This window comes from Pseudomonas sp. Irchel 3E20, assembly GCF_900187645.1.
Taxonomy (GTDB): Bacteria; Pseudomonadota; Gammaproteobacteria; order Pseudomonadales; family Pseudomonadaceae; genus Aquipseudomonas.
The window spans coordinates 24643-47521 of record NZ_FYEE01000005.1 but is presented as its reverse complement, the minus strand read 5'-3'; the positions used below and the strand labels follow the sequence as shown (position 1 = coordinate 47521).

Genomic DNA, 22879 nt, shown 5'->3' with positions numbered 1-22879 from the left:
GCCGTGCCTGTCTTGCCGCTGCCTAGCCTTGGGAAACCGCAATCCGTCCTTCGGTGCCCCATTCCCAACGGCAAGACAGGAACACTCGATGCCCATACCAACCCCACCCGCCCCTCAACACCTTTCGCCGCTGATCTCTACAGAAGCCATCGTCACCCAATTGTGCGTCGGCCCGGCCTTTCGTGAGGTTGCGGCAAAATTGCTGCTCGAACCCTTGCAGCAGCTGTATCCAACCCTGGAAATCGACCCGGCCACCACCCTGGTCGGCAGCCCCGCCTGGGACATTGTCGAAGATCAGGTCGTCGCCACGCCTACCCAGTACGAAACCCTGGCCAACATCCTCGCCCGCCAGTCGGTGCAAGACATCCCGTTGATCTACATCGAAGGCGTCCACTTCCTCACCCAACCACCGGTTGTAGAGCCTGCGGCCCAGTTGCCTGTGCGCATCTGCGAAATCGCCAACCTGATAAACATCCTCGCCCCCGTCATGCTCAGCGCTTACCAGGAGCAACAGATCGAATACTGGAACAGCCTTAACAGCGATGGCCAACCGCGCTGGCATGAACTGGCCGGCTCCTTGCGCAGCCTGTGGGGCGTGGAAAAAAGCGACACCTGGAACGACCTCGAGTGCAGCCTGGCGCGCAAGCTGCACGAATACCCGAACCGCATCGACCGCCAGGCTAACGACCCCTTCAACAGCAGGGCGTACCTGATCGATTTCGACCGGGTGGTACAAAGCCAGAACGAACACCTGGAAGCCCCCCCTATCGCGGTGCTGATCGGCGACACTTACGACCGGCGCATCATCCTCACCTACTCCCTGCTGAACGGCTACGAATGGTTCAAGTCCATGGCGGAGCTGGAATTGTCCCTGCCCGGGCATCTGGATTCATCGCTGTCCTACCAGAAACTGAAGTGGCGGCTGGTCGAGCCCGAGGGAAATTTTTTCGACCAGCAGGCCTGCGCCCTGATTGCCTACCAGATCGACGCCATCAAGCGCATCGGGTTTTCCCCCGATCATCCGCTTGACGCAGGCCAGGCCGTGCTCAGCAGCCCGGTCAGTAGCGAGGGCCAAAGCGCTGCAGCAGAGCCCAACCTGTCGTGGTTCTACAGCGCCATGCCGCAGTGGCTGACCGACGCCTCAACCGCCGACCTGACCTTTTACTCAAGGCACCTGAAGGACCTTGCCGCCCTGCACCGCGGCAACGCGGGCCGAACCTACCAAGACGACATCCCGCCGATCCACACCTATGCCTTGGACGCCTTGCGCGCCGCCATCCTCAAAGACCATCCGCAAGCCACGACCCTGCAACTGGAGCGCTACCGGATGCGCGTCGAAAGCCTGGTGATGTGGGGCTCATTTATTCCGGGCCAGGTGCAAACCACGCTGTTGAGCTTCGCCGACCTGGCCTTGCAGAACTTGATTGCCCTGCCCTTGGGCAATAAAAGCATCCAGGGCGCCGAGGGAGTCAGCGTGCCCAACTGGATGACCGTGGACTACATCGAAGGTCTCGTCACCGCCATGGACCTGGGCAGCGCCTACCCGGCGCTCGTCAAGCAAAAGCTGCTCGACGACCCCCAGCAATCCCTACGGCGCCAGGCGCTGTTCAGCAACCACCTGCGCATCCAACTGCCGCTCCTGGCCCTGCAAAGCAAGATTTGCAACGAGGCGGGAATAGACGAACGCGGCTATCGCTACGTAGTGGCGCTGATGGCTAGCGAAGCATCCGATCAGCGGGTCAACGGTCAAACCATCGTAATCCGGCCGCTGGCCTTCGCCCCTTCGCGCCGCACCGGCAAACCCGCAGACGTGGTCGCCAACATGTTCGTCATTGGCCCCCGGGACATGACCAGCGGCCCGTGCCTGCTGTACCGCCCGCTCCTGGACCAGCCATTGAGCCAACACCCATCGCCGGCCAACCTGATCTATGCCATCCAGCAATCGGCCAGCCTGCGCGAATCGGTGCTGGCCTGGCTGCCGGATGCGGTGCGCGAGGACTACGCTCGCTACGTCTTTCCCCCACCATTACCCTCGCCCTGGACCGTCGTGGATGTCCTCGTGGAACCGGACAAACTCTGGAGCATGAGCGGCCCCCTGGCCTTGGGCGAAGACACCGTGGCGGGCGACATCTTCGCAGCTCTGTTCACCGCAAACGCCAAGGCGCTGGTGGAACTGGCCAACCGCCAGTCGGTGTCCAACGCCGATAGCCGCTGGGCCACCTTCAAGCACGCCGGTTGGTTGATCTTCAATTGCGCCCTGCCGTTCCTGGGCCCCACCGTGGGCATCGGCGCCTGGATCTGGCAGGTGCTGGATCAATTGCAAGCCCTCGCCGACGCCCAGGAGCAGCACGACACCGCTGTCCAATGGAGTGTCCTGGCTGACCTGTTTCTCAATTTGGGAATGGCGATCACGTTGCACATCGCCCAACGCAATCGCCCCGCCCTGCGCGCCGCGCCAGAAAGCGAACCGCTTGGCAAGGCGGAAAAAGGCCCGGTTCGGCAACTGGCTACCATGCCCGCCCAGGACCTCCCTCCCGGGCACATCCCGCCGCTCGTCACCAGCGGAGCCCTTAACCGGGCACCCAACGACCTGGTCAGGCTGCTCGACGGTTTGGGGGTGGCCCCGCCCGAAGGCCTGGCCCAGCCAGACCCCACACCCGGCCCTTACCAGCATCTCTACCGCCTCGATAACAAGCTCTACGCGCCTATAGGCGAACGCTGGTTCCAGGTGCAGGAGGAAGACGGCAACGTGATGATCCACAACCCCCGGCAGGAGGGCCGCACCGGGCCACTGCTGACCCATAACGCCAAGGGCGAATGGTTCGTCGATGTCCGCCTGCGCCTACGCGGCGGCGGCCCCAAGGCCATCATCGTCAAAGCCCGGGCCGAGGCCCAAGCCCAGGCCACGGCGCTGCGCAACGACCTTGCCACCTTCGAGCGCAACAAAGCCCAAGCCCGCAAGCAACTGCAACAAAGCCGCCAGGAACTGCTCGATGCCCCGTCCACATCGGCCACGGCCCAGCGCGAGGCGTACCTGCAAACCCTCCAGCGCCAGCGCACCGATTACGAGAACGCTCTGCAAAAGCTCAAGGCGCTCAATGTCCTCGCCACTACAGCCGACTATCAGCAAAAGTCCATCGGCTACCTACGTGTCCAACTGGAACTCACGGGTGCCGGCATCCAGGAGCGCCTCATCACTTTCACCCCGCGGATCAAAGCGGTCCTCGAACAGATCGAGCGCCAGGCCCAGGCGCCCCAGGAACGCCATATCGACGACGCCCGGGAAATGAACGAGATGTGCCAGGACATGATCGCGCGCCTGGACTACGTGCAATCACGCTTCACCGAACTCAAGGAACTGGCCCGCGACGGCATGCTGCTGGTGCGCGAAACCCAACGCCACCTGCCCGCCTACAGCAGCGATGACCTCAAGGCCTTGCAAGTGACCCTGGCCCGCAATCTGTGCCTGGCCCCGGAGTCGGTGCACAGCATGCCGGCTGCCTGGACCACCCTCGACCAGATCGTCGATGCCGCCGACATCGCCATCCAGAGCCTGCGCGACACTGCACAAGAGCGTAACGAAAGCCGCCTGGATGAACGCATCGAAACCCTGGGCAGCCTGATTGAGCAATTTGACGTACTCGATGAACGCATTATCGATTTACCCGAGGATTACACGGAACACGTCGTTCAGGCATCGCTTGACCACCTGCGCACGCGGCTCAAGGAATATCGCAAACACGCCACCCGACGCCTGGCGCGGCTGCACAACGAACGCAGCCTGCTGCGCACTCGAGCCCGCCCGCCGTCCGTCGCGCCACGGCCACGACGCAAGTTCATCAGAACCCGCTACAACGGCGTACTCATCGGCGAGCCACGGATCTCGGCGATCGGCCTGGAAACCGGCCTGGTGGACATCACCTCGCCGTTGACTAACAAGGTGATCGCCACCTTCCATGAAAAACAACCGGGCGTCTGGGTCCAGCACTTGGAAACCGTCGACACCCCCACCGCCACCCCGGATCTGGACACCAGCCTCAACGCAGGCCAGTCCCTGCTCGACAGCCTGGCCGACTTCAAGCAGCGCGCCAACGCCCTTGCTAGCCTGCCGGGCCGCACCGCCATCGGTATCGAGTTCCTGTTTCACCAACACGCCCAGCGCCTGGAGACGGTCCGCGACGCCATCGAACAGGCGTTGACCCGCAGCAATGCCACCGAGAGCGGCTCACGGTCAGCAGCCAACATCCAGAAGGCCCTGGATGAATCCATCGACAGCCTCTACCAACAGGCCAACACCCACATGCTGACGATGCTCAAGCGCCAACCGCCGACCATCGCCAACCTCGAATGGTTGAACAACCAAGGGCGGATCATCATTGAGAAAAACGTCACCCGGCGCCATATCAAGGCGCCACAGCCCGACTTCCTCGACGAATACAGCATCAGCGACGCCAAGACCCACCAGGTCCTGTGGTACGCGCACTTTCGCTATTCCACTTCGTGGACACCGGCCAAGGCCTTCATTTCCGCACGTCTGATCGCCTCCAGCGAACGCATCTGGGTGCCAGCCCCCGAGCCCTTGCAGGGGCTGGATGAGCAACAACGGATCGCCTACTACCGCAGTGAAATCAATCTAGAGCAGGCCACCCGATTGTTTTTCAACGTCAAGAGTTGAGGTACCCGGGGCGTGCCGCGCACGCCCCGGGCCTGGCTAGCGTGGCTCGGACGCCGGATTGAAGATCAGACGCTGGGCCACGTCATTGCTGATCGGCACCCGCAGAATCGGTTCCACCACCCGGCCCTGTGCCTGCTGCGCCCGTTGGTACTCCACGCCCTGGCCGCGCTGCGCGGCGGTTTTCAGATGCCCGGCGAAATAGTCCTGCACGTTCGCATCACGCTGTCGATAGTGAAAGTGGGCATACCAGCACACGCCTTGAGGCAGGCGAATTTCGTACTCCTGTAAAAAGTCGCCCACCGAGCCTTGGGACAGGTCCACCCGCTCGCCTTTTTTGCGCACACTCCGGATCTGGTGCAGCTCCCCCAGCCGCAACAGCGCAGCGATGCTCGGCGGGCGACTCAACGCCATGCTCACCACCAGATCCTGCGCCAGCGTTTCGAGGCGGGCGGCCCCCTTGCGCAACCCGTCGATCAGGGCCACGGGCACCTTGTCGCCCAGGCGGGGAACGAGTGACTCAAGATCCGTCGCCTTGCTGCGCAAGGTCGTTACCTTACTCGTGAGGATGTCTTGCACATCGGCACTCAGGTGCCCGGCATCAGCCAGGCGTTGGGCCTCGTCCATCTCTCCGTTCACGCTGGCGAGCAATTTTCGCCCCTCTAACTCCAGGCTATCGAGACGCTTCACCAGGCGCTGCCTCTGGCTCACCCCACCCAGCAAACGCGGGACGGAGGCCAGCGTCCAGCGGCCAGCGGTATCTGCTTGCAGGTAAGGGCCCCGGCGATGACCGTTGAGCGCGTCGGCCATTACCACCCCGTTGGGCGTGGACACCACGTAGAACCAGTAACCATCGACCTGGGCAAACAGTTGCGTGCCTTTGCGGTAAAGGCCTTTGAGCCCGTCCTCCTCTAGCCGTGTTCCCGTGCGCGGGCCCACTGGCGCACGGAAGGTGTTCAAGCTCAGCAACTGGCGTGGCGAAGCAACGCCTTGGTCTTGGGTGTACTCGTAGAGCAGCCGCCCCTGGCCCCCCGGATGCCGCGCCAGCACGGCGGGCAAGCCCTCACGCAATTGCGCTGCGGATAACCTGGGGGGCATCGCCGGCACTTCCTCGGCAAGCACCCCGCCCGGGTGTTCGTGGCTCAGCAACAGCGCCAGGTTGAGCAGCACGCCGACGGTCATGCCAATGCCTTGGGCCTGCTCGATCTGCGGATCGGTAGAGGCCTTCAGGCTGGCCGCCAGTTGCGTCAGTAACCCCAAGCGGGCCGGTGTACCCGTAGCCAGGGGCAAAAACAGGTCAAACAGGGTCCAGGCCAGGTTTTCATAGCGCTGCCAACGGTCGTCGGCACTCGAGAGCGCGCTCTGGCGGGCCTGTTCCACCAGCTTCACCGCGACATCCCGGTACAGCGAAGTGCAGAAATCCTGCGCCAGGAGCGTGGTGTCGAACTCGACCTGCGGCGCTTGTATGCTCACCTCCCAATCGCTCTCCAGCAGGCGCGCCAGGTGCGGCTGACGAAAACCGTCGTTGCCATAAACGACCCGCCCCTCGGGCGTCATGGCGGCCAGCACACTGGCCGCCAGCATCGGCTCCTCGCGCAGCGCATCGAGCACTTGGCCCAGTGCCGCGAAACCCCGCATGGCGCCCCCGTGGCCGGCTTGATACAGCACCCACGGGCCTTGGCGCACGTCCCTGGGGCCGACCAAAAACGTCGCGCGCACCTCGTCACGCCGCGAAAGCCCCGACAGGCCAAAGGCCAAAGGCCGCACCACTTGCTCCACGCCGCCCACTCGCCGCTGGGCCGCATCGGGCCGCAACACCGCTACCACGGCCTCGTACTGGGCAGGGGTGAGCTGGCCCTTGGCCTTGAGTTCCAGCGCCTGCAACGGCAGCAACACCTGCATGTGGTCGCAGAACACTTGCTGGCGCCAGGTCCGCTCGGCCGGATCGTCCAACAGGCGCTGTTGTAACAACGCCGGGTAGTGCGCGCCGATATCGGCCGCCACCGCCCACTCGCGTAAAAAATCGTAGGTCAGCCACGGCGGCGCTTCACCACCGCCATAGCGGACGCTGGCGCGTACCTGGGGAAAGCCGCTGGCACTGTGCAGCGCCAGTTCCACCAGCCCCGACGTGCGCGGCTCATAACGCACTGGCGGGAACGGCGGGTCCATGGCCTCAAATGGCGTGTTGACGACGTGGTACAGGGTGATTTCGATGTCATCGATGCGCAGGTCCACCTGCCCCGGATAACGCTTGAGCAACTCGGTTTTCAGGGCTTTGGCGCCATAGTCGCCAATGCTTGGAATGCCCCGCAGGTAGGATTGCCCGCCCGAGTGCTCGGCAATCTGCGCCAACGCCGTCAATTGGCGGCTGACTGCCTGGCGCTCGCCCGGCTCGGCCTGCCTCAACCACGGCGGGATCGACCCGCCCGCAGGCTGATGGCCAACACCAAACCCGCCCAACAGGCTCACCACGCTGCCGATCTCGGCCAAAACTTGGCCCAGGGCGGCGCTGTCGGCGTAATGGCTGGGTTCGATGGCCTCGATCAGGCGCAACTGGCGCTCCAGCAACTGCAAGGCGAGGGTGTCGAAAATGTCGTTCGGCGTCTCGTAATTGTGCAAGCGCAGGTCGGCGTCACTGGGCTGGCCCAGCCAGGTGTCCTCCAGCGCCTCAAGAGAGCCGAACACCTCGAGCCCGGCCACCGGCGTGTACAGCAAGACCCGCTCATGCTCACCAAAGGTGCGCGTCAACACCAGCCCCATGACCGTACCCACCGGGCCGCGGTCGGCGTTATCCACCAGGCAGATGTACGCCTGGCTCGTCTCCAGCCCAGGCTGTTGCTGACGCACCGAGGCCAGGGGGAAGTCCAGGACAGCCTGGACCGTCTCCTGCCCCAGGGGGTCGAGCAACCCGGCGGCTTGTTGCACATCACTTTTGAACAGGTTGGACATCCACAACCAGGGGCTAAAGCCGTCGTCCATCGGTTCGCCCCAGTAATCCACCAGGCGTTGCTGGTAGTGCTCCAGCAACAGGGGCGCCCACTCTTGGAGGCAGGCCTTGAGGTCGGCCAAGTCGACAGCGACACCGACCGGGGCTTCCAGCATGGGCGTCAACGACAACAGGCTGTCGGGTGGCCAAGTCGCAGGGGCCACCTGGAGAAACTGCTGGATCAGCACCTCAACCAACGTCAATGTGGTGTAGCCCAGGAAAACCGCGCGGCCCTGCTCCTGGCCCCATTGCGGCAGCAATAGCTGCGCCTTGGCGACGTCGATGTTCAGCTCGGGGAAATCCTCGGCCAGTTGTTGCTGCAAAAAAGCCCGCGCGGTATCGGCCAAAGTCGGGCGCGCAGCAAAGGTGCGCTCCAGGGGCAAGCGTGCAGACAGGTAGATGGCGTTATCCACAGGGGCGTTCGGTATAGCGGTTTCAGGCTGCTCCATCGGCAGGCTCCGTCAATGATAGGAGCCGCCAACTTAGCCCTGCCCACCCGCCCGCCAGCGGTAACCGGTTATGCCCTAGCGCCAGGCCCGGCGCAGGCGCGCCAGCGCATCGGCGATGGCCGCCTCGGGCACCGCCGCGAACCCCAGCACCAGCCCCGCGTGCTGGGGCGGCCCGTCCCCCAGGCAATAGCTGCTCAGGCCATTGATTTCCACCCCCACGCGTGCGGCTTGGGCCAACAGCTCTTGCTCGCGGGCCAGGCTCTGGACCCGCACCATCACGTGCAACCCCGCCGCCACGCTGGGCAGGTTGGCGACGCCGGGAATGTCTGCCGGCCACCCCGCCAGCAAGGCGTTACGCCGGCTCAGGGCGGCGCGGCGCATGCGCCGGATATGCCGCTGGAAATGCCCGGCGGCGATAAACTCGGCCATCACCGCTTGGGTGCTGACCTCCGAATGCCGCACATCCAGCGCCCGGCGCCGGGAGAAGGCGTCCACCAGGGTCGGCGGCAGCACCAGGTAACCCAGGCGCAGCGCCGGGAACGCCACTTTGCCGAACGTGCCGACGTACAGCACCCGGCCCTGGCGATCCAGCGCCGCCAAAGGCGCCAAGGGCGCGCCGCTGAAGCGGTACTCGCCGTCGTAGTCGTCTTCCACGATCCAGCCCCCGCTGCGCTCGGCCCAGGCCAACAACTCCAGGCGCCGGGCCAGGCTCATGATGACCCCCGTGGGGTACTGGTGCGACGGCGTCACGTAGGCCAGGCGGCAATCGCTTAAACGCGCCAGCGCCGCGCAATCGAGGCCTTCGCTGTCCACCGCCACGCCGTGCAGCCGCGCCCCGGCAATAGCGAAGGCATGGCCAGCGGCGCGGTAGCCGGGGTTTTCCACAGCCACCCCGGCGCCAGGCTCCACCAGCAGCTGTGCACAAAGGCTAATGCCTTGCTGCGCGCCACTGGTGATTACTATTTGCTCAGCGCGGCACTGCAAACCGCGGGAGTTACGCAAATACGCGGCGATCATTTCCCGCAGGCGCATGTCCCCCGCCGGGTCGCCATAACACAGTTGCTCTAGATCCGGGTTGCGCCAGAAAGCCGCATTCAGCTTGGCCCACACCTCGAACGGGAACAGATCGAAGGCCGGCACACCCACCCGAAACGCCTTCGGCGCGCCACTGGCCGGGGCGGGCAAATAGTGCCGATCAAGGCGCTCCAGGGCACTGCTGTGGATAACTTTACTGGACGAAAACCCAGGTAAATCCACCGCATTTGTGGATAACCCTGGGGATAAGCCTGTTGAAAACCCTGTGGATAGTTTTGTGGATAACACGTTCGCCGGGCTCAGCCGTTGCGGCAGTTGCGCCACATAAGTGCCATCACCGACCCGGCTCTCGATAAAGCCCTCGGCATACAACTGGTCATAGGCACGCACCACGCTGTTGCGCGAAATCGTCAAGGCCAGGGCCAGGTCGCGGCTGGCCGGCAGCCGCGTGCCGCTGCTCAAGCGCCCGTCCAGCACGCGCTGGCGCAATGCCTGGTAAAGCTGAAGGCTCAGGCCCTGGCGGCGGTCGAGTTCGATCCCGGCGGGGTTGAAGGACAGCGGTGGCTGGCTCATGGCATTGGACCTATGAAATAGCGCCTAAGTGGCTCTTACAACGGACCATTAGCCTGCCTAGGATGCAGGCATTCGCCAAGGAGTTTCTCCATGACCACGCCTCCCGACGCCGCCGAGTTCGACCTGCCGCACCTGCACCAGCACATCCACGACACACGCCTGGCGATCGTCATCACCCACGGCGAGCAAGGCCTGCACGCCAGCCATGTGCCGCTGCTGTTCGAGCCCAGCCAAGGCGAGCACGGCACGCTGCACGGGCACCTGGCCAAGGCCAACCCGCAAAGCCGCGACCTGGCCGCTGGCAATCCGGTGCTGGTGGTCTTCCCCGGTGCCGACGCCTACATCAGCCCCTCGTTCTACCCGAGCAAGGCCGAGCACGGCAAAGTGGTGCCCACCTGGAACTTCACCGCCGTGCACGCCCATGGCCAGGCCAAGCTGTTCAGCGACCGCCACGGTTTGCTGGCGCTGGTCAGCCGCCTCACCGACCACCACGAACGCGGCCGCGCCCAGCCCTGGGCGGTAAGCGACGCGCCGCCCGAGTACATCGATGGCATGCTCAAGGCCATCGTCGGTTTCGCCCTGCCCATCCAGCGCCTCAAGGGCCTGCGCAAGCTTGGCCAACAGCGCAGCGCGGCCGACATCGCCGGCGTGCGTGAAGGCCTGGGCGCCAGCACCGATGTACGTGACCACAGCCTCGCCCACCTGATGCGTTAAGGAGCCAACATGCATCCCATTGAGATCCGCCCCGTCACCGCCGCCGACCACGCCGCGTGGCTACCCCTGTGGCAGGCCTATTTGCAGTTCTACAACACCGAACTCGAAGAGGCCGTCATGCACAGCACCTGGCAGCGTATGCTCGACCCCGCCGAGCCGACCCACGCCGCCCTCGCCTGGCGCGACGGGCAGGCACTGGCGCTGGTGCACTTCATCTACCATCGCTCCAACTGGAGCATCGGCAACTCGTGCTACCTGCAAGACCTGTTCGTCAGCGCCGCCGCCCGCGGCACCGGCGTGGGCCGCCAGATGATCGAGCATGTCTACGCCACGGCGGCCGCGGCAGGCTGCGCCAAGGTTCACTGGCTGACCCACGAGAGCAACGCCACCGCCATCGCGCTGTACGAACGCATGGCCGAGCGCCCAGGCTTTATCCAGTTCCGCCACGCCCTCTAGGAGAGTTGCATGAGCACTTCACCCGCTGACTTCAAGGGCGCCCCGCCGCCCTCGGCCCAACTGTTGGAAGGGCGTTTTATCCGCCTGGAAAAACTCGACCCCGCGCGCCATGGCGATGACCTGTGGCGCGCCCTGCAAGGCCCCGGCGCCGACCCGAAACTGTGGGACTACCTGCCTTACGGCCCGTTTGCCGAGCGCGCGGCGTTCGATGCCTGGCTGGCCAACCACGCGGCGGGCAGCGACCCGTACAGCTTCGCCGTGGTCGAGCGCGCCAGTGGCCAGGCGCAGGGCCTGTTGAGCCTGATGTCCATCGTCCCGGCCCAGGGCCGCATCGAGATCGGTCACGTCGCCTTCGGCGCGCCGATGCAGCGCTCGCCCAAGAGCACCGAGGCGGTCTACCTGCTGGCCCGCGAGGCCTTCGCCCTGGGCTACCGGCGCCTGGAATGGAAGTGCAACAACGCCAACGCCCGCTCCAAACAGGCTGCCGAACGCCTGGGCTTCACCTTCGAGGGGGTGTTCCGCCAACACATGGTGGTCAAGGGGCAAAACCGCGACACCGCGTGGTACTCGATCATCGACGGCGAATGGCCAACGGTAAGGGCCGGGTTTGAGCGCTGGCTGGCGGACGCCAACCAGGTCGACGGCGGGCAACGCCAGACCCTGGTGCAGTGCCGCGCTTGAGTTGCGCGGGGCAATCGGCGAATGTGCTGGGCCACCTTCCCTCGCCGAGACGCCCATGCCCGACTCCATGCCGCAACGCGCCGACTACCGCCACTTCCAGCCCATCACCACGCGCTGGCACGACAACGATGCCTATGGCCATGTGAACAACGTCACCTACTACAGCTTTTTCGACACGGCCGTGAACACCTACCTGATCGAAGTGGGCGGGCTGGATATCCATGACGGTGAGGTGGTGGGCTTTGTGGTGAGTTCGGCCTGCGACTACTTCGCCTCCATCGCCTTCCCCGAGCCCATCGAGGTTGGCCTGCGGGTGGGCAAGTTGGGCAACAGCTCAGTGCAATACGAATTGGCCGTGTTCAAGGCCGGCGAAACCGACGCCTGCGCGGCGGGGCGCTTTGTCCACGTGTTCGTCGACCGCGCCAGCAACCAACCGGTGCCCATCCCGGCGCGCCTGCGCGAAGCGATGGAGCGGTTGGTGGGGTGATTGTTAAGGAGGGGCATGGCGCCCCCCGGTGGGAGCGAGCCTGCTCGCGATGGCGGCCTATCAGGCCGTCATGAAACACCGCCATCGCGAGCAAGGCTCGCTCCCACAAGGGTGTGGCAGGCAGTTATGCACTCAACGATGACGATCGTGCTTCTTGTGCTTGCGATGGCCATAGGCGTGGCCGCGGCCGGGGTGGTCGTCGCGGTAGTAACGGCGGTCATCACGGCCACGGCTGCTGCTGTGGCGGCGGTCGTCGTCATCGCTTTTGTTGCCCATGTAGTTGCCCAACGCACCGCCCGCGCCACCGCCAGCGGCTGCGCCGATCAGGCTGCCGGTGCTGCCACCTACGCTGCGCCCAACCACGTTGCCGCCAGCCGCGCCCAGGGCGCCGCCAATGGCCGCTTCGCCGCGGCTGCGTTTGTCCGCACCCACCGCACTACCGCCCGCGCCACCCAGCGCCGCGCCGATGGTCGAACCGGTGTTGCCGCCCAAAGACTGACCGACCACCGAGCCTAAAACCCCGCCCAATGCGCCGCCCACGCCTGCTTCGGTGGTGCCACCGGCAGCGGCGACGCCACTGGCCAGGCTAAGGGACAACAAGAGAATCGAGGAGAACTTCATCAGGGAAACCTCAAGGGAATGACGGCGCGATCCTGAGGCTGTGGCGGGGGGCTTACAATCGAAATCCGACGAGTAGCACGACTTGTACACAATTCACTAAGTTATTGTTTTAACTATGGAACTTAATACTTTTCAGTCGGTCTTTTACTGCTTGCGACAGGCCGCTTTCCTACAGGAAGCGGCCTTTTTTGTGGGAGCGGGCTCGCCCGCGATGGCGATCCTGAGAGCGCCATCACCCGCCGCCTCCCCTCGCCTAAGCCGACCTGGCCATTATCAACCCCGTCTCGCTCGCCGCTTCCAAACGGATGGCGACGAATTTCGAGGTGGGGGTGTGGCTGCCGTCGCCGGTGCTTTCCAGGGGCACCAACGGGTTCACTTCCGGGTAATACGCAGCGGCCTGCCCGGCGGGGATGTCGAAGGCCAACAGGGTAAAACCCTTGACCCGGCGTTCGCGGCCATCGTTCCAGATCGACACGATGTCGGCCTGCTCCCCCGGCTTGAAGCCTAGGCGGATGATGTCGGCTTCGTTGACGAACAGCACTTTGCGCTGGCCCTTGACCCCGCGATAGCGGTCGTCCAGGCCATAAATGGTGGTGTTGTACTGATCGTGGGAGCGCATCGACTGCATGATGAGATCCGGCAGCACCCCTGTGGCGCGGGTACGTTCGTCCACCAAGTCGAGCGGCAAGGCGTTGGCGCGGAAGTTGGCGCGCCCCGACGGGGTGTTCCAGCGCCGCGCGCCGGCCGAGTTGCCCAGGTAGAAGCCACCGGGGTTGCGCACCCGCTCGTTGAAGTCCTTGAAGCCTGGGATGGTGTCGGCGATCAGGTCGCGGATGCGCCCGTAGTCGGCCACCAACCAATTCCAGTCCACCGGGTGGGCGCCCAGCGTGGCGGCGGCGATGCCGGCGACGATCGCCGGTTCCGAGCGCATCTGCGCTGAAAGCGGCTGCAACTGGCCGTTGGAGGCGTGGACCATGCTGAACGAGTCTTCCACCGTCACCGCTTGCGGGCCTTGGGCCTGCACGTCGATATCGGTACGGCCCAGGCACGGCAAAATCAGCGCCTCCTTGCCGTGGGCCAGGTGGCTGCGGTTGAGCTTGGTACTGATCTGCACCGTCAAATCGCAATTGCCCAGGGCCTGGAAGGTGCGCGGGCTGTCCGGCGTGGCTTGGGCGAAGTTGCCGCCCAGGCCGATAAACACCTTGGCGCGCCCATCGAGCATGGCGTGGATGGCTTCGACCACGTTGTGGCCGTGTTGGCGCGGCACCTTGAACTCAAAGCGCCGCTCCAGGGCATCGAGAAAGAACGCCGGCGGGCGCTCGTTGATGCCCATGGTGCGGTCGCCCTGCACGTTGCTGTGGCCGCGCACCGGGCACAGGCCCGCGCCCGGGCGGCCGAGGTTGCCGCGCACAAGCATGAGGTTGGCGATTTCCTGGATGGTCGGCACCGAATGGCGGTGCTGGGTGATGCCCATGGCCCAGCACATAATCACGTTCTTGCCTTTGGCGTACATGCGCGCCGCTTGCTCGATGTCCGCCAGGCTCAGGCCGGACTGCTCGACAATCGCCTCCCAGGACGTGGCATCGACCACCGCCAGGTACTCCAGCACGCCGGCGGTGTGGGCGTTGAGAAAGTCGTGGTCGAGCACCGCCGGGGCGTTGGCCAACTGCGCCTCGCGCTCCCATTGCAGGAGGAACTTGGCCATGCCGCGCAGCAGCGCCATGTCGCCGCCCAACGCCGGGCGAAAGTAGGCGGTGTTGGTGGGCTTGTCGCCGTTGGTCAGCATCTCGATGGGGTGCTGCGGGTGCTGGAAGCGTTCCAGGCCGCGCTCCTTGAGCGGGTTGACGCACACCACCTGGGCGCCGCGCTTCACCGCTTCGCGCAGCGGTTCGAGCATGCGCGGGTGGTTGGTGCCGGGGTTTTGCCCCAGGACGAAAATCGCGTCGGCGTGCTCGAAGTCATCGAAGGTCACCGTGCCCTTGCCCACCCCGACACTCTGCGCCAGGGCCACGCCGCTGGCCTCGTGGCACATGTTGGAGCAGTCCGGGAAGTTGTTGGTGCCAAAGGCACGCACGAACAACTGGTAGAGGTACGCCGCCTCGTTACTGGCCCGGCCCGAGGTGTAGAACTCGGCCTGGTTGGGGCTGTCGAGGTTGAGCAGGTGCTTGCCGATCAGGGCGAACGCCGCGTCCCAGGTGATGGGCACGTAGCGGTCGGTGGCGGCGTCGTAGCGCATCGGCTCGGTGAGGCGGCCCTGGTATTCAAGCCAATAGTCGCTCTGCTCCAGCAAGGCGCTGACGCTGTGTTTGGCGAAGAACGCGGCATCGACCCGACGCTTGGTGGCTTCCCAGTTGACGGCTTTGGCGCCGTTTTCGCAGAACTTGACCACGCCGCTTTCCGGCGAGTCGCCCCAGGCACAACCGGGGCAGTCGAAACCGCCGTTCTGGTTGGTCTTGAGCATCATGCGCAGGTTTTTCAGGGCGTTGTCGCTGGTCAACCAGGCTTGCGCCACGCTGACCAACGCGCCCCAGCCGCCGGCGGCACCCTTGTAGGGCTTGTAGCGCGGGGTGGGGGGAATATCGGCTTGATGATGATTGCTCACGCGGGCGTCTCCTGCGCGGGGCTATACACCCGCGGTGCGCTTTTTTGCGGCAAATGGATGAGGTTGAGCTGATGTCGGCGCGCCCATTGCACGGCAAGGCCTGTGGGCGACGACAGGCTGACGAGGGTTTGGATGCCCGCGCGCAGCACTTTTTGGATCAATTCCAGGCTGCAGCGGCTGGTGACAATCGCCAGCCCCCCGGCCATGGGAATGTTCTGGCGCACCAAGGCGCCGATAAGTTTGTCCAGGGCGTTGTGCCGGCCGATGTCTTCGCGGCCCAACAGCAACTGGCCCTGGCCGTCCATGAACACCGCCGCGTGCACCGCGCCGCAGTGCTGGCCCAGGGGCTGGAATTGGCCGATGCGTTGGCGCAAGCCTTCAAGCCAATGGGCCGGTGGCAACGGTGCGCCGGGCAGCACGGCGAGGTCGGGCAGCGCCTGCTCGACCGCTTCCACGCCGCACAGGCCGCAACCGCTGGTGCCGGCCAATTGCCGGCGTTGTTGCTTGAGGTTCCAGAAGGCACGGCTGGCGATCTGCACCTGGGCGTAGCGGGCGGAGCCGTCGCCGCTCAGTTGCAGGTCATAGATGTCGTGAACGTCTTCGACGATGCCGCTGCCGAGGCTGAAACCGACGATAAAGTCTTCAAGGTCGGTGGGCGTGACCAGCATCACGGCCTGGCTGATGCCGTTGTAAGCGATGGCCAGCGCCACTTCTTCGGCCAGGTCGGTGCCGGCCTGGTGGTGTTGGGTAATGTCGCTGTACTGGTAGGGCTGGCTGGCGGCGGGCGCGGCCACAGGCAGGGCGGGCGCCGCGCAAACCGGGCGCTTGGCGTTCATGGGGGGCGTACCGGCAGGTTAAGTAGCGGTAAGCCTAGGCGCGTCAAAGTGTCGCGTCTAATTGCTACTACCGATGTGCCGATAGATCCGGTCGATCAAACAGCCTCGTCCGATTTCCCGTAAAGCGCAAAACAGGCTTCCGCCAACGCCGAGCGTGGCGCCCCGCGCCGCATAATCAGGCCCAGGCGCGCCAGGGTCTTGGCCTGTTCGATCGGTTGCAGGCGCAGGTGGTCGGTCAGCGCTTCGAGGCCGCCGTCCAGCGGCATCACTGCGCAACACAGGCCACCGTGTACCGCTTGCAGCAACTGATGGACGGCGTCGGTTTGCAGCAGCGGCTGCGGGTTGAGGCCACGGCTGTGGAAGTTGTGGTCGATGGATTGGCGAAAGTGCATGCCGCTGGTGAGCATGCCCAGGGGCAGTTCGATCAGCGCTTCCCAGCTCAGCGGCGCTTCGCCGAAGCTGAAAAACCGCTGATCGTAAAGCAGGCCCATGCGGGTTTCGCCCAGGGCCAGGGCATCGAAACGCTCGGTATCCAGGCGCTCGAGGTACGACACGCCCAGGTCCAGGCGATTGCTCGCCAGTTGCTCCAGGATCTGCTCCGAACTCAAGGCCGACAGCTCGAAACGCAAGCTCGGGTGCTCGGCGTGCAGGCGCTGCATCAGCGATAGCGGGTCGAAGCTCGACAGCGGCACCACGCCCAGGCGCAAGGTGCCCACCAGGTTGCCGCGACACGCCGCCGCCTCGGCCTGCAAACCGTCGTAGGCCGCCAGCACCGTGCGCGCCCAGGCCAGCACGCGCTCGCCCGGCGCGGTAAAGCCTTCAAAGCGCTGGCCGCGATTGACCAGCGGCAGCTCCAATTCTTCTTCCAGGCTGCGCAGGCGCATCGACAGGGTGGGCTGGGTGATATGGCACCGCGCTGCGGCCTGGCCGAAATGCCGGGTTTCGTCGAGGGCGATGAGGAATTTGAGCTGCTTGATGTCCATCTTCACTTCCTGGGCGCGAGTGGCCGGGGATTCTAGCGCGCTTGGGAGGTGAGCGAGGCATTTGGTCGGATCGCAACTTAGCCCCGCGCCGCTGGTCTAGTCTTCTGCGACTGGGCAACAACCCCGGACCTCAACCTAAGGAGCGTGACCATGAGTCTTTTCAGCTTTGTGAAAGAAGCCGGCGAAAAACTGATCGACCTGCTGACCCCCGGCAATGCCAACGCCAGCGAGCAGTTGAAAGAGCACATCAGCAAGGTCGGGCTGGGCAACCCTAACGTGCACGCTGAGGTCGATGGCAGCACCGTCACCCTCACCGGCGAAGTCGCCACCCAGGAAGAGAAAGAGAAAGTCCTGCTGGCCGTGGGCAACATTGCCGGCGTGGAAACGGTCGATGACCAGATCACCGTCACCAGCGCCGCCCCCATCGTGGCCGCCACCCGTTTCGTCGTGGTGAAAAAAGGCGACACCCTGAGCGCGATCTCCAAGACCGTTTACGGCGACGCCAACCTCTACAACAAAATCTTCGAAGCCAACAAGCCGATGCTCTCGCACCCGGACAAAATCTACCCGGGCCAGAGCCTGCGGATTCCGCCGCAGTAAGGCATAAACCTGCACTTGAAGCAGATCTGAACCTGTGGGAGCGGGCCTGCTCCCACAGTGTTTTTGGCTAGGCCCTTGCGGCCTACAAACCCTCGATCAATTCCCGATAATCCCCCACCGCCGCGAACTCGGCGGTGTCCTTGGGGCCTTTGCGGCTGTCGGGTTGGCTGACCGCCAGCAAGTGCGCCACGCCGTAGTCCCGAGCACTGCGCAGAATGGGCAAGGTGTCGTCGATAAACAGGCTGCGGGCCGGGTCAAAACCGATGTCGGCGTGCAAAGCATCCCAAAAGTGCGGGCTCTCCTTGGCGAAGCCGTAGTCGTGGGAGCTGATAAGCCGCTCGAAATACGGCGCCAGCTCGACCTTTTCTAGCTTCAGCGACAGCGAGTCGCGGTGCGCGTTGGTAATCAGCACCACACGCTTGCCGGCCCGGCGCAGGGCCGCCAGGAAGGTGTCGGCGTCCGGGCGCAGGGCGATCAGGTGGGCAGTTTCCAGCTTCAGTTCGCGCACCGGCAGTTTCAGTTCCGCACTCCAAAAATCCAGGCAATACCACTGCAACTGCCCGGCGTTGCGCTCGAACAACGGCTGCAACTCCAACTCGGCCATGGCCCGGCTCACGCCATGCAGCTGGGCGTAGCGCTCGGGCAGGTGTTCCATCCAGAAGTGGTTGTCGTAGTGCAGGTCCAACAGCGTGCCGTCCATATCCAGCAGAACGGTATCGATGTCGCGCCAGGGCAATAAGGGCATGGGGAGGTTCTCACACGGTAGACGGGGCACAGACATTCACAAAAGCCGGGGTATAGTACCGCGTTCATGTATAGGAGCCGCCATGCGCCAGAAACCCACCGTCCTCGCCCGCGAAGTTGTCGCCACCACCCGCCTGTTTTGCGTCGAAGAGTTGCAGTTGCGCTTCTCCAACGGCGTGGAACGCACCTATGAGCGGCTGGTCAGCAAAGGGGTCGGGTATGGCGCGGTGATGATCGTGGCAATGGTGGACGACGAGCACGCGGTGCTAGTGGAGGAGTACTGCGGCGGCACGGGCGAGTACGAATTGTCGCTGCCTAAGGGCCTGATCGAGCCGGGCGAAGACATCCTCGCCGCTGCGGTGCGCGAGTTGAAGGAAGAGGCCGGTTTTGGCGCCCATCAACTGGAGCACCTGACCGAGCTGTCGCTGTCGCCCGGCTACATGAGCCAGAAAATCCAGGTGGTACTGGCCACCGAGTTGTACCCCGAGCGCCTCGAAGGCGACGAGCCGGAGCCGATGCGCGTTGACCGGGTCAACCTGCGCGAACTCTCGGCCCTGGCGCAAAACCCCGACTTCACCGAAGGCCGCGCCCTCGCCGCGCTGTACCTGGCCCGCGACCTGCTGATCGAACGCGGAGTGTTCCAGCCATGAGCCCACATTTCCCCCACCCGTTGCTGGCCCCGGTGATTGAGCTCGCGCACCAGGCGGGCGAAGCGATCCTGCCGTTCTGGCGTGCCGATGTGGCCGTTACCGCCAAGGCCGATGACTCGCCGGTAACCGCCGCCGACCTCGCCGCCCATCACCTGATCCTCGCCGGCCTGACGGCGCTGGACCCAAGCATCCCGGTACTGTCCGAAGAGGACGCCGATATCCCCCAAAACGTGCGCGCCACGTGGCAGCGCTGGTGGCTGGTGGACCCGTTGGACGGCACCAAGGAGTTCATCAGCGGCAGCGAGGAATTCACCGTCAACATCGCCCTGATCGAACAGGGCCGCGTGGTGTTTGGCGTGGTGTCGATGCCCAGCAACGGCCGCTGCTACTTCGGCGGTACGGGCCTAGGCGCCTGGCGTGCAGAACCGGGCGCCGAGGCGCAACCGATCCGGGTACGCGACACACCACCGCCCGCACAGCCGTTCACCGTGGTCGCCAGCCGCCGCCACTCCAGCCCCGAGCAGGAACGCCTGCTCGCAGGCCTGGGCGCCAGCCTGGGTGAACTGCACCTGGCCAATATCGGTAGCTCGCTGAAATTCTGCCTGCTGGCCGAAGGCGCGGCCGATTGCTATCCGCGCCTGGCGCCCACCTCGCAATGGGACACCGCCGCCGCCCAAGGCGTGCTTGAAGGCGCGGGCGGTGAAGTGCTCGACCTCGACGGCGCGCCCTTCTGCTACCCGGCCCGTGCCACCCTGCTCAACGGCTCCTTCCTGGCCCTGCCGGCCAACGCGCGGTGGCGCGAGCAGTTGTTGGCGTTGGCACGGGGGAAGTAGCTCAGCCTGGGGCCCTGGAGGCTTTCGCCCTTGTACTCATCGCCAAGGGCCCCTTGTGTACGAGCCTGTTCGCAATAACCACGGCCAGCGTTACGAATTGTCGTAGGCCGATTCCCACCAATCGCGTCCGTTTGGTCTGATTTCGCGCAATAAATTGCCTCGCTAGCATCGCGTTTTGTCCTGCGCGAGTGCGTGCCATGCCGCCATCCTCTCCCCCAGAACCCACTGTCCCCGCCGACAACATGCGCGTCGCCCTGGCGTACATCACCGGTGCCCCGGAAAAACTCTTCGACGCCAGTGTCGATACCGCCCTTTGGGTGTGGGAGGCGATCCAGGGGGATTTCAACCAAGACCGCAGCACCGGGCAAATCGCCTTCGACGCGGCGGTTTCCATGGTGCCCTTGGTGGACCAGGTCTGCGACATGCGCGATTTGGTCGCCAACTGCCGCGAACTGCAAAAAGACCACAGCAACACCTGGGCCTGGGTCGGCCTGTGCCTGACCCTGATCGGCCTGTTTCCGGTGCTCGGTTCCCTGGTCAAGGGCGTGCTGAAAATCTTCTTCCTGTTCATCCGCCGCTCGGGGGGCCATGCCGTGGAGCAGGCCGTGGACGAGGCGATGACCTGGGTCATCACCCTGCTGCGTAAAAAGGAAGTGGTGAAGTACTGGCGTGGCATGAAATGGGGCCAGGTGTTCCAGACACTGGCCGACGCCATCAAAAAGGTGCGCAACCAAATAGACGTCTTGAGGTTGCTGCACGCCTTCGACCGGGGCATTGCCCTGCTCAACACTTTGCTGGGCAAAGTCAAATACGTCCCCGGGGCCGCCGCCAAGGCCGAGCAAACCCTGAACATGGTCAAGGCCGTGCGTTTGCAAGCCAATGCCCATATCGGCAAAGCCCTGCAACCGATACGCGACGCCCTCGACATCGTGATCCGCCGGTTGGAAATGGAACACCTGATGCAGCATCGGGCGATCCTGAACACGGTGAATGTGCATTTTCACGGCGGATTGCCCGAGGCGCGGGCGGTGAAATTGATGCGGGATGCGAAGCCGTTGCCGGGGTGGTTGAGTCGGGGGAAGCCGGGGGTGTTTAAGCCTTTGAAACCAGATGACTCCATGATGGCCGAGATAAACAGGGCCGTCAGTCTGGGCTTTCCACGCCTCGATGATAAGCAGATCAGAACCTTCGCCGAAGGCATGGTGGCGGCTGAACTCAAAGGCCCCCTACGCCTTTACCGCATCATAGGCCCCGGCAGTGTCGCCAGCGCACAGGACTGGGTCACGGAAGCCGTGTTCAAGCAAATCATGGATTCAGCCAACCCCAAGTCTGCCTGGCGCAAGTACCTGGCGGTGTGGCCGGACTGGAACGTCAACGGCCAGTTCGTGGTGTACGAACTCAAGGCTGGGGAAACCCTCAAGGTCTGGAAAGGCCCCGCGGCGTCCCAGGTCAAAGCGCCCAAGGCTGGTTTGCCGGATCGCTATCTAGAGGGCGGCTGGGAGCAAATCAAGTTCGATGCCAAGTTCATCCGCAACAGCGCCGGCGAAAGCACCGCTGAAGCCTTCGACACCCTGACCTACTACCGCGTAGATCGCCAGACCGGTCGCATGGAACCTGCGCCGGACATGAACTACGAGCGTTACAAGAACCTGTCGCCACAAGAACAGGAGTTCTATGAGTGCCTGCGCGAAAAAATCAATCACCCCGCCATCAGCGGCCCCTTTGATACCACCTGGGGCATGACCGACTTTGATACCCAACTTAATAACGTGCGCCTCGGCCTGCCCAACTTGCCCGGTCAAATAACGGAGTTTAAAAAATGAATCCGCTTTATCCGATGTCCCCGACTTATCACCTGTCCCTGTGGCAAAAACGCCAAGCGGCGATGCTTTATTACTACTCGTCGCAAAGTTACCTGGACGCGTTGTTGCCGAAAATCGAGGAGCTGATTGTTATGGCCGAGATGCTTCTAGAGCGGCGCTCTATTCTCGACCCCCTGATGGTCAGCGAACGCTGGGGCGTGCGCGATACTGCAGCCAACTGGAGCACCGGCGGGTTTCCAGCCTTGATCGAGTACAGGGAAAACACCATGTGGGATATGGCCAAGCGCGCCGACCAGTGCTACGGCATCACGGGAACCAATCAATGTGCCCATATGCTGGGCGAGTTTTCAATGCAATGGGCCACTGCAGAGCAGGAAAACGAGTTTCGCGAACGGGCCAATGAGGTGTTCTCGTACGGTTACAAGATTGACGGTGTTATGGAGCGGGACTGGAGCGATATGACATTTTGGTCAATTTGGCAGCAAATCAAAGGACAGTTTCCGCGGTTGCCAAAATTCAAAGTGCATATGGATATTGAAGGTAAAACCGGGGAAGTTCCGCCACGTACCGGCGTCTATGTGTCTCAAGATGATCCTCTGGGTGCCCTGCAATTTGCCTGGACCGGAGGCGGCGAAGGGATGTGGAAGACACTGGAAGAATGTCAAACATTCAATGAATTAGGTCTGGATGTCTTGAAAACCTTGGGCCGCGCAGGCTTGTGGGGCGATGAGGACGGTTTTTCAAAATTTATTGCACAAAACCAATATAAGGGTGTTTTTACGGATCCCATTTTTTCGGCCCGTTATCAAGTGCAATCCGACTCCTTCACTTACCGCCCCTGCGAGTGGTACTTCGTCGAACTTCTCGAAGGCGAGTTTGAAGACAGCGACCCCGACGCCATGGCCGATGCACCCGGCAGCGAACCGCAGCACCCGCCGCGCAAAGCCAGCGGCGAGCCGTGCCCCCACGCCGGTTGGTGGTTCAGCCCCGCCCGTGAAGGTTCGCGGCAGTATTTTCGCGATGGCGCGATTTTTCCCAAACTGGAAGGCGACTACGGCTACACCTTCTGGCTCTGGAGCCCGGACCAGTCCAGGCCAACACTTTGATCGTTAAATGCAGGCCAGGCGAACCCGC

The 22879-nt window shown here is 63.9% G+C and carries 17 protein-coding genes; 10 read left to right on the top strand and 7 right to left on the bottom strand.

What is annotated here, in order from left to right:
• Nucleotides 1-88 precede the first annotated feature (88 nt).
• On the top strand, nt 89-4675 hold the full coding sequence (locus tag CKW13_RS11040; RefSeq protein WP_095108643.1) for a hypothetical protein: 4587 nt from the start codon (nt 89-91) through the stop codon (nt 4673-4675).
• Between the two features lie 36 nt (nt 4676-4711).
• On the opposite strand, the gene CKW13_RS11035 is transcribed toward CKW13_RS11040, so the two are convergent.
• Nucleotides 4712-8107 carry a dermonecrotic toxin domain-containing protein gene (locus CKW13_RS11035; RefSeq protein WP_095108642.1) on the bottom strand — a complete coding sequence of 1132 codons (3396 nt, stop codon included), beginning with the start codon at nt 8105-8107 and terminating at the stop codon, nt 4712-4714.
• Nucleotides 8108-8182: 75 nt separating this feature from the next.
• Nucleotides 8183-9715 carry a PLP-dependent aminotransferase family protein gene (locus CKW13_RS11030; RefSeq protein WP_095108641.1) on the bottom strand — a complete coding sequence of 511 codons (1533 nt, stop codon included), beginning with the start codon at nt 9713-9715 and terminating at the stop codon, nt 8183-8185.
• Between the two features lie 90 nt (nt 9716-9805).
• Here CKW13_RS11030 and CKW13_RS11025 point away from each other — a divergent pair, with 90 nt between their 5' ends.
• From CKW13_RS11025 to CKW13_RS11010, 4 genes are read left to right on the top strand one after another with little or no spacing between them, the layout of a single operon-like run.
• Entirely contained in the window at nt 9806-10429 is a 624-nt protein-coding gene (locus tag CKW13_RS11025; RefSeq protein ID WP_095108640.1) for an FMN-binding negative transcriptional regulator, read from the top strand.
• Nucleotides 10430-10438: 9 nt separating this feature from the next.
• Nucleotides 10439-10885 carry a GNAT family N-acetyltransferase gene (locus CKW13_RS11020; protein WP_095108639.1) on the top strand — a complete coding sequence of 149 codons (447 nt, stop codon included), beginning with the start codon at nt 10439-10441 and terminating at the stop codon, nt 10883-10885.
• A gap of 9 nt (nt 10886-10894) precedes the next feature.
• On the top strand, nt 10895-11566 hold the full coding sequence (locus CKW13_RS11015) for a GNAT family N-acetyltransferase (RefSeq protein WP_095108638.1): 672 nt from the start codon (nt 10895-10897) through the stop codon (nt 11564-11566).
• A gap of 55 nt (nt 11567-11621) precedes the next feature.
• Entirely contained in the window at nt 11622-12053 is a 432-nt protein-coding gene (locus tag CKW13_RS11010; protein ID WP_095108637.1) for a thioesterase family protein, read from the top strand.
• Between the two features lie 132 nt (nt 12054-12185).
• Here CKW13_RS11010 and CKW13_RS11005 read toward each other — a convergent pair whose 3' ends face one another.
• From CKW13_RS11005 to CKW13_RS10990, 4 genes are all read right to left on the bottom strand, one after another.
• Nucleotides 12186-12674, bottom strand: a complete 489-nt coding sequence (locus tag CKW13_RS11005) for a glycine zipper domain-containing protein (RefSeq protein ID WP_095108636.1) — start codon at nt 12672-12674, stop codon at nt 12186-12188.
• 253 nt (nt 12675-12927) lie between these two features.
• Entirely contained in the window at nt 12928-15276 is a 2349-nt protein-coding gene (locus CKW13_RS11000; protein ID WP_095108635.1) for an FdhF/YdeP family oxidoreductase, read from the bottom strand.
• On the bottom strand, nt 15273-16112 hold the full coding sequence (gene fdhD / locus CKW13_RS10995) for a formate dehydrogenase accessory sulfurtransferase FdhD (protein ID WP_095108634.1): 840 nt from the start codon (nt 16110-16112) through the stop codon (nt 15273-15275). The genes CKW13_RS11000 and fdhD overlap by 4 nt, the downstream gene beginning before the upstream one ends.
• Before the next feature lie 95 nt (nt 16113-16207).
• Nucleotides 16208-17095, bottom strand: a complete 888-nt coding sequence (locus CKW13_RS10990) for a LysR family transcriptional regulator (RefSeq protein ID WP_095108633.1) — start codon at nt 17093-17095, stop codon at nt 16208-16210.
• 150 nt (nt 17096-17245) lie between these two features.
• Between CKW13_RS10990 and lysM the strand changes: the two genes are divergently transcribed.
• The gene (lysM, locus tag CKW13_RS10985) at nt 17246-17695 is read left to right on the top strand and encodes a peptidoglycan-binding protein LysM (protein WP_095108632.1); all 450 of its coding nucleotides are present in this window, start codon (nt 17246-17248) and stop codon (nt 17693-17695) included.
• Nucleotides 17696-17777: 82 nt separating this feature from the next.
• On the opposite strand, the gene yrfG is transcribed toward lysM, so the two are convergent.
• Nucleotides 17778-18440, bottom strand: coding sequence for a GMP/IMP nucleotidase (gene yrfG / locus CKW13_RS10980; protein WP_095108631.1), 663 nt, complete (start codon nt 18438-18440; stop codon nt 17778-17780).
• Between the two features lie 82 nt (nt 18441-18522).
• Here yrfG and nudE point away from each other — a divergent pair, with 82 nt between their 5' ends.
• The 4 genes from nudE to CKW13_RS10960 all read left to right on the top strand — a co-directional run bounded on the left by nudE (nt 18523) and on the right by CKW13_RS10960 (nt 22851).
• Nucleotides 18523-19089, top strand: coding sequence for an ADP compounds hydrolase NudE (gene nudE, locus CKW13_RS10975; RefSeq protein ID WP_095108630.1), 567 nt, complete (start codon nt 18523-18525; stop codon nt 19087-19089).
• Nucleotides 19086-19922: a 3'(2'),5'-bisphosphate nucleotidase CysQ gene (cysQ, locus tag CKW13_RS10970; protein ID WP_095108629.1), complete on the top strand. Its 837-nt coding sequence runs from the start codon at nt 19086-19088 to the stop codon at nt 19920-19922. Before nudE ends, cysQ begins: the two co-directional genes overlap by 4 nt.
• A 197-nt stretch (nt 19923-20119) precedes the next feature.
• Complete coding sequence (locus CKW13_RS10965; protein ID WP_095108628.1) at nt 20120-21745, top strand: hypothetical protein; 1626 nt, start codon at nt 20120-20122, stop codon at nt 21743-21745.
• Nucleotides 21742-22851 (top strand): hypothetical protein, encoded by a 1110-nt coding sequence (locus CKW13_RS10960; protein WP_141233972.1) that lies wholly within the window; start codon nt 21742-21744, stop codon nt 22849-22851. The genes CKW13_RS10965 and CKW13_RS10960 overlap by 4 nt, the downstream gene beginning before the upstream one ends.
• The last annotated feature ends 28 nt before the right edge of the window (nt 22852-22879 follow it).

What these genes read in the sequence shown, in the direction of transcription:
- CKW13_RS11040 (WP_095108643.1), top strand. Translation starts at nt 89, where the DNA reads ATGCCCATACCAACCCCACCCGCCCCTCAACACCTTTCGCCGCTGATC.
- CKW13_RS11035 (WP_095108642.1), bottom strand. Translation starts at nt 8,107, where the DNA reads ATGGAGCAGCCTGAAACCGCTATACCGAACGCCCCTGTGGATAACGCC.
- CKW13_RS11030 (WP_095108641.1), bottom strand. Translation starts at nt 9,715, where the DNA reads ATGAGCCAGCCACCGCTGTCCTTCAACCCCGCCGGGATCGAACTCGAC.
- CKW13_RS11025 (WP_095108640.1), top strand. Translation starts at nt 9,806, where the DNA reads ATGACCACGCCTCCCGACGCCGCCGAGTTCGACCTGCCGCACCTGCAC.
- CKW13_RS11020 (WP_095108639.1), top strand. Translation starts at nt 10,439, where the DNA reads ATGCATCCCATTGAGATCCGCCCCGTCACCGCCGCCGACCACGCCGCG.
- CKW13_RS11015 (WP_095108638.1), top strand. Translation starts at nt 10,895, where the DNA reads ATGAGCACTTCACCCGCTGACTTCAAGGGCGCCCCGCCGCCCTCGGCC.
- CKW13_RS11010 (WP_095108637.1), top strand. Translation starts at nt 11,622, where the DNA reads ATGCCCGACTCCATGCCGCAACGCGCCGACTACCGCCACTTCCAGCCC.
- CKW13_RS11005 (WP_095108636.1), bottom strand. Translation starts at nt 12,674, where the DNA reads ATGAAGTTCTCCTCGATTCTCTTGTTGTCCCTTAGCCTGGCCAGTGGC.
- fdhD (WP_095108634.1), bottom strand. Translation starts at nt 16,112, where the DNA reads ATGAACGCCAAGCGCCCGGTTTGCGCGGCGCCCGCCCTGCCTGTGGCC.
- CKW13_RS10990 (WP_095108633.1), bottom strand. Translation starts at nt 17,095, where the DNA reads ATGGACATCAAGCAGCTCAAATTCCTCATCGCCCTCGACGAAACCCGG.
- lysM (WP_095108632.1), top strand. Translation starts at nt 17,246, where the DNA reads ATGAGTCTTTTCAGCTTTGTGAAAGAAGCCGGCGAAAAACTGATCGAC.
- yrfG (WP_095108631.1), bottom strand. Translation starts at nt 18,440, where the DNA reads ATGCCCTTATTGCCCTGGCGCGACATCGATACCGTTCTGCTGGATATG.
- nudE (WP_095108630.1), top strand. Translation starts at nt 18,523, where the DNA reads ATGCGCCAGAAACCCACCGTCCTCGCCCGCGAAGTTGTCGCCACCACC.
- cysQ (WP_095108629.1), top strand. Translation starts at nt 19,086, where the DNA reads ATGAGCCCACATTTCCCCCACCCGTTGCTGGCCCCGGTGATTGAGCTC.
- CKW13_RS10965 (WP_095108628.1), top strand. Translation starts at nt 20,120, where the DNA reads ATGCCGCCATCCTCTCCCCCAGAACCCACTGTCCCCGCCGACAACATG.
- CKW13_RS10960 (WP_141233972.1), top strand. Translation starts at nt 21,742, where the DNA reads ATGAATCCGCTTTATCCGATGTCCCCGACTTATCACCTGTCCCTGTGG.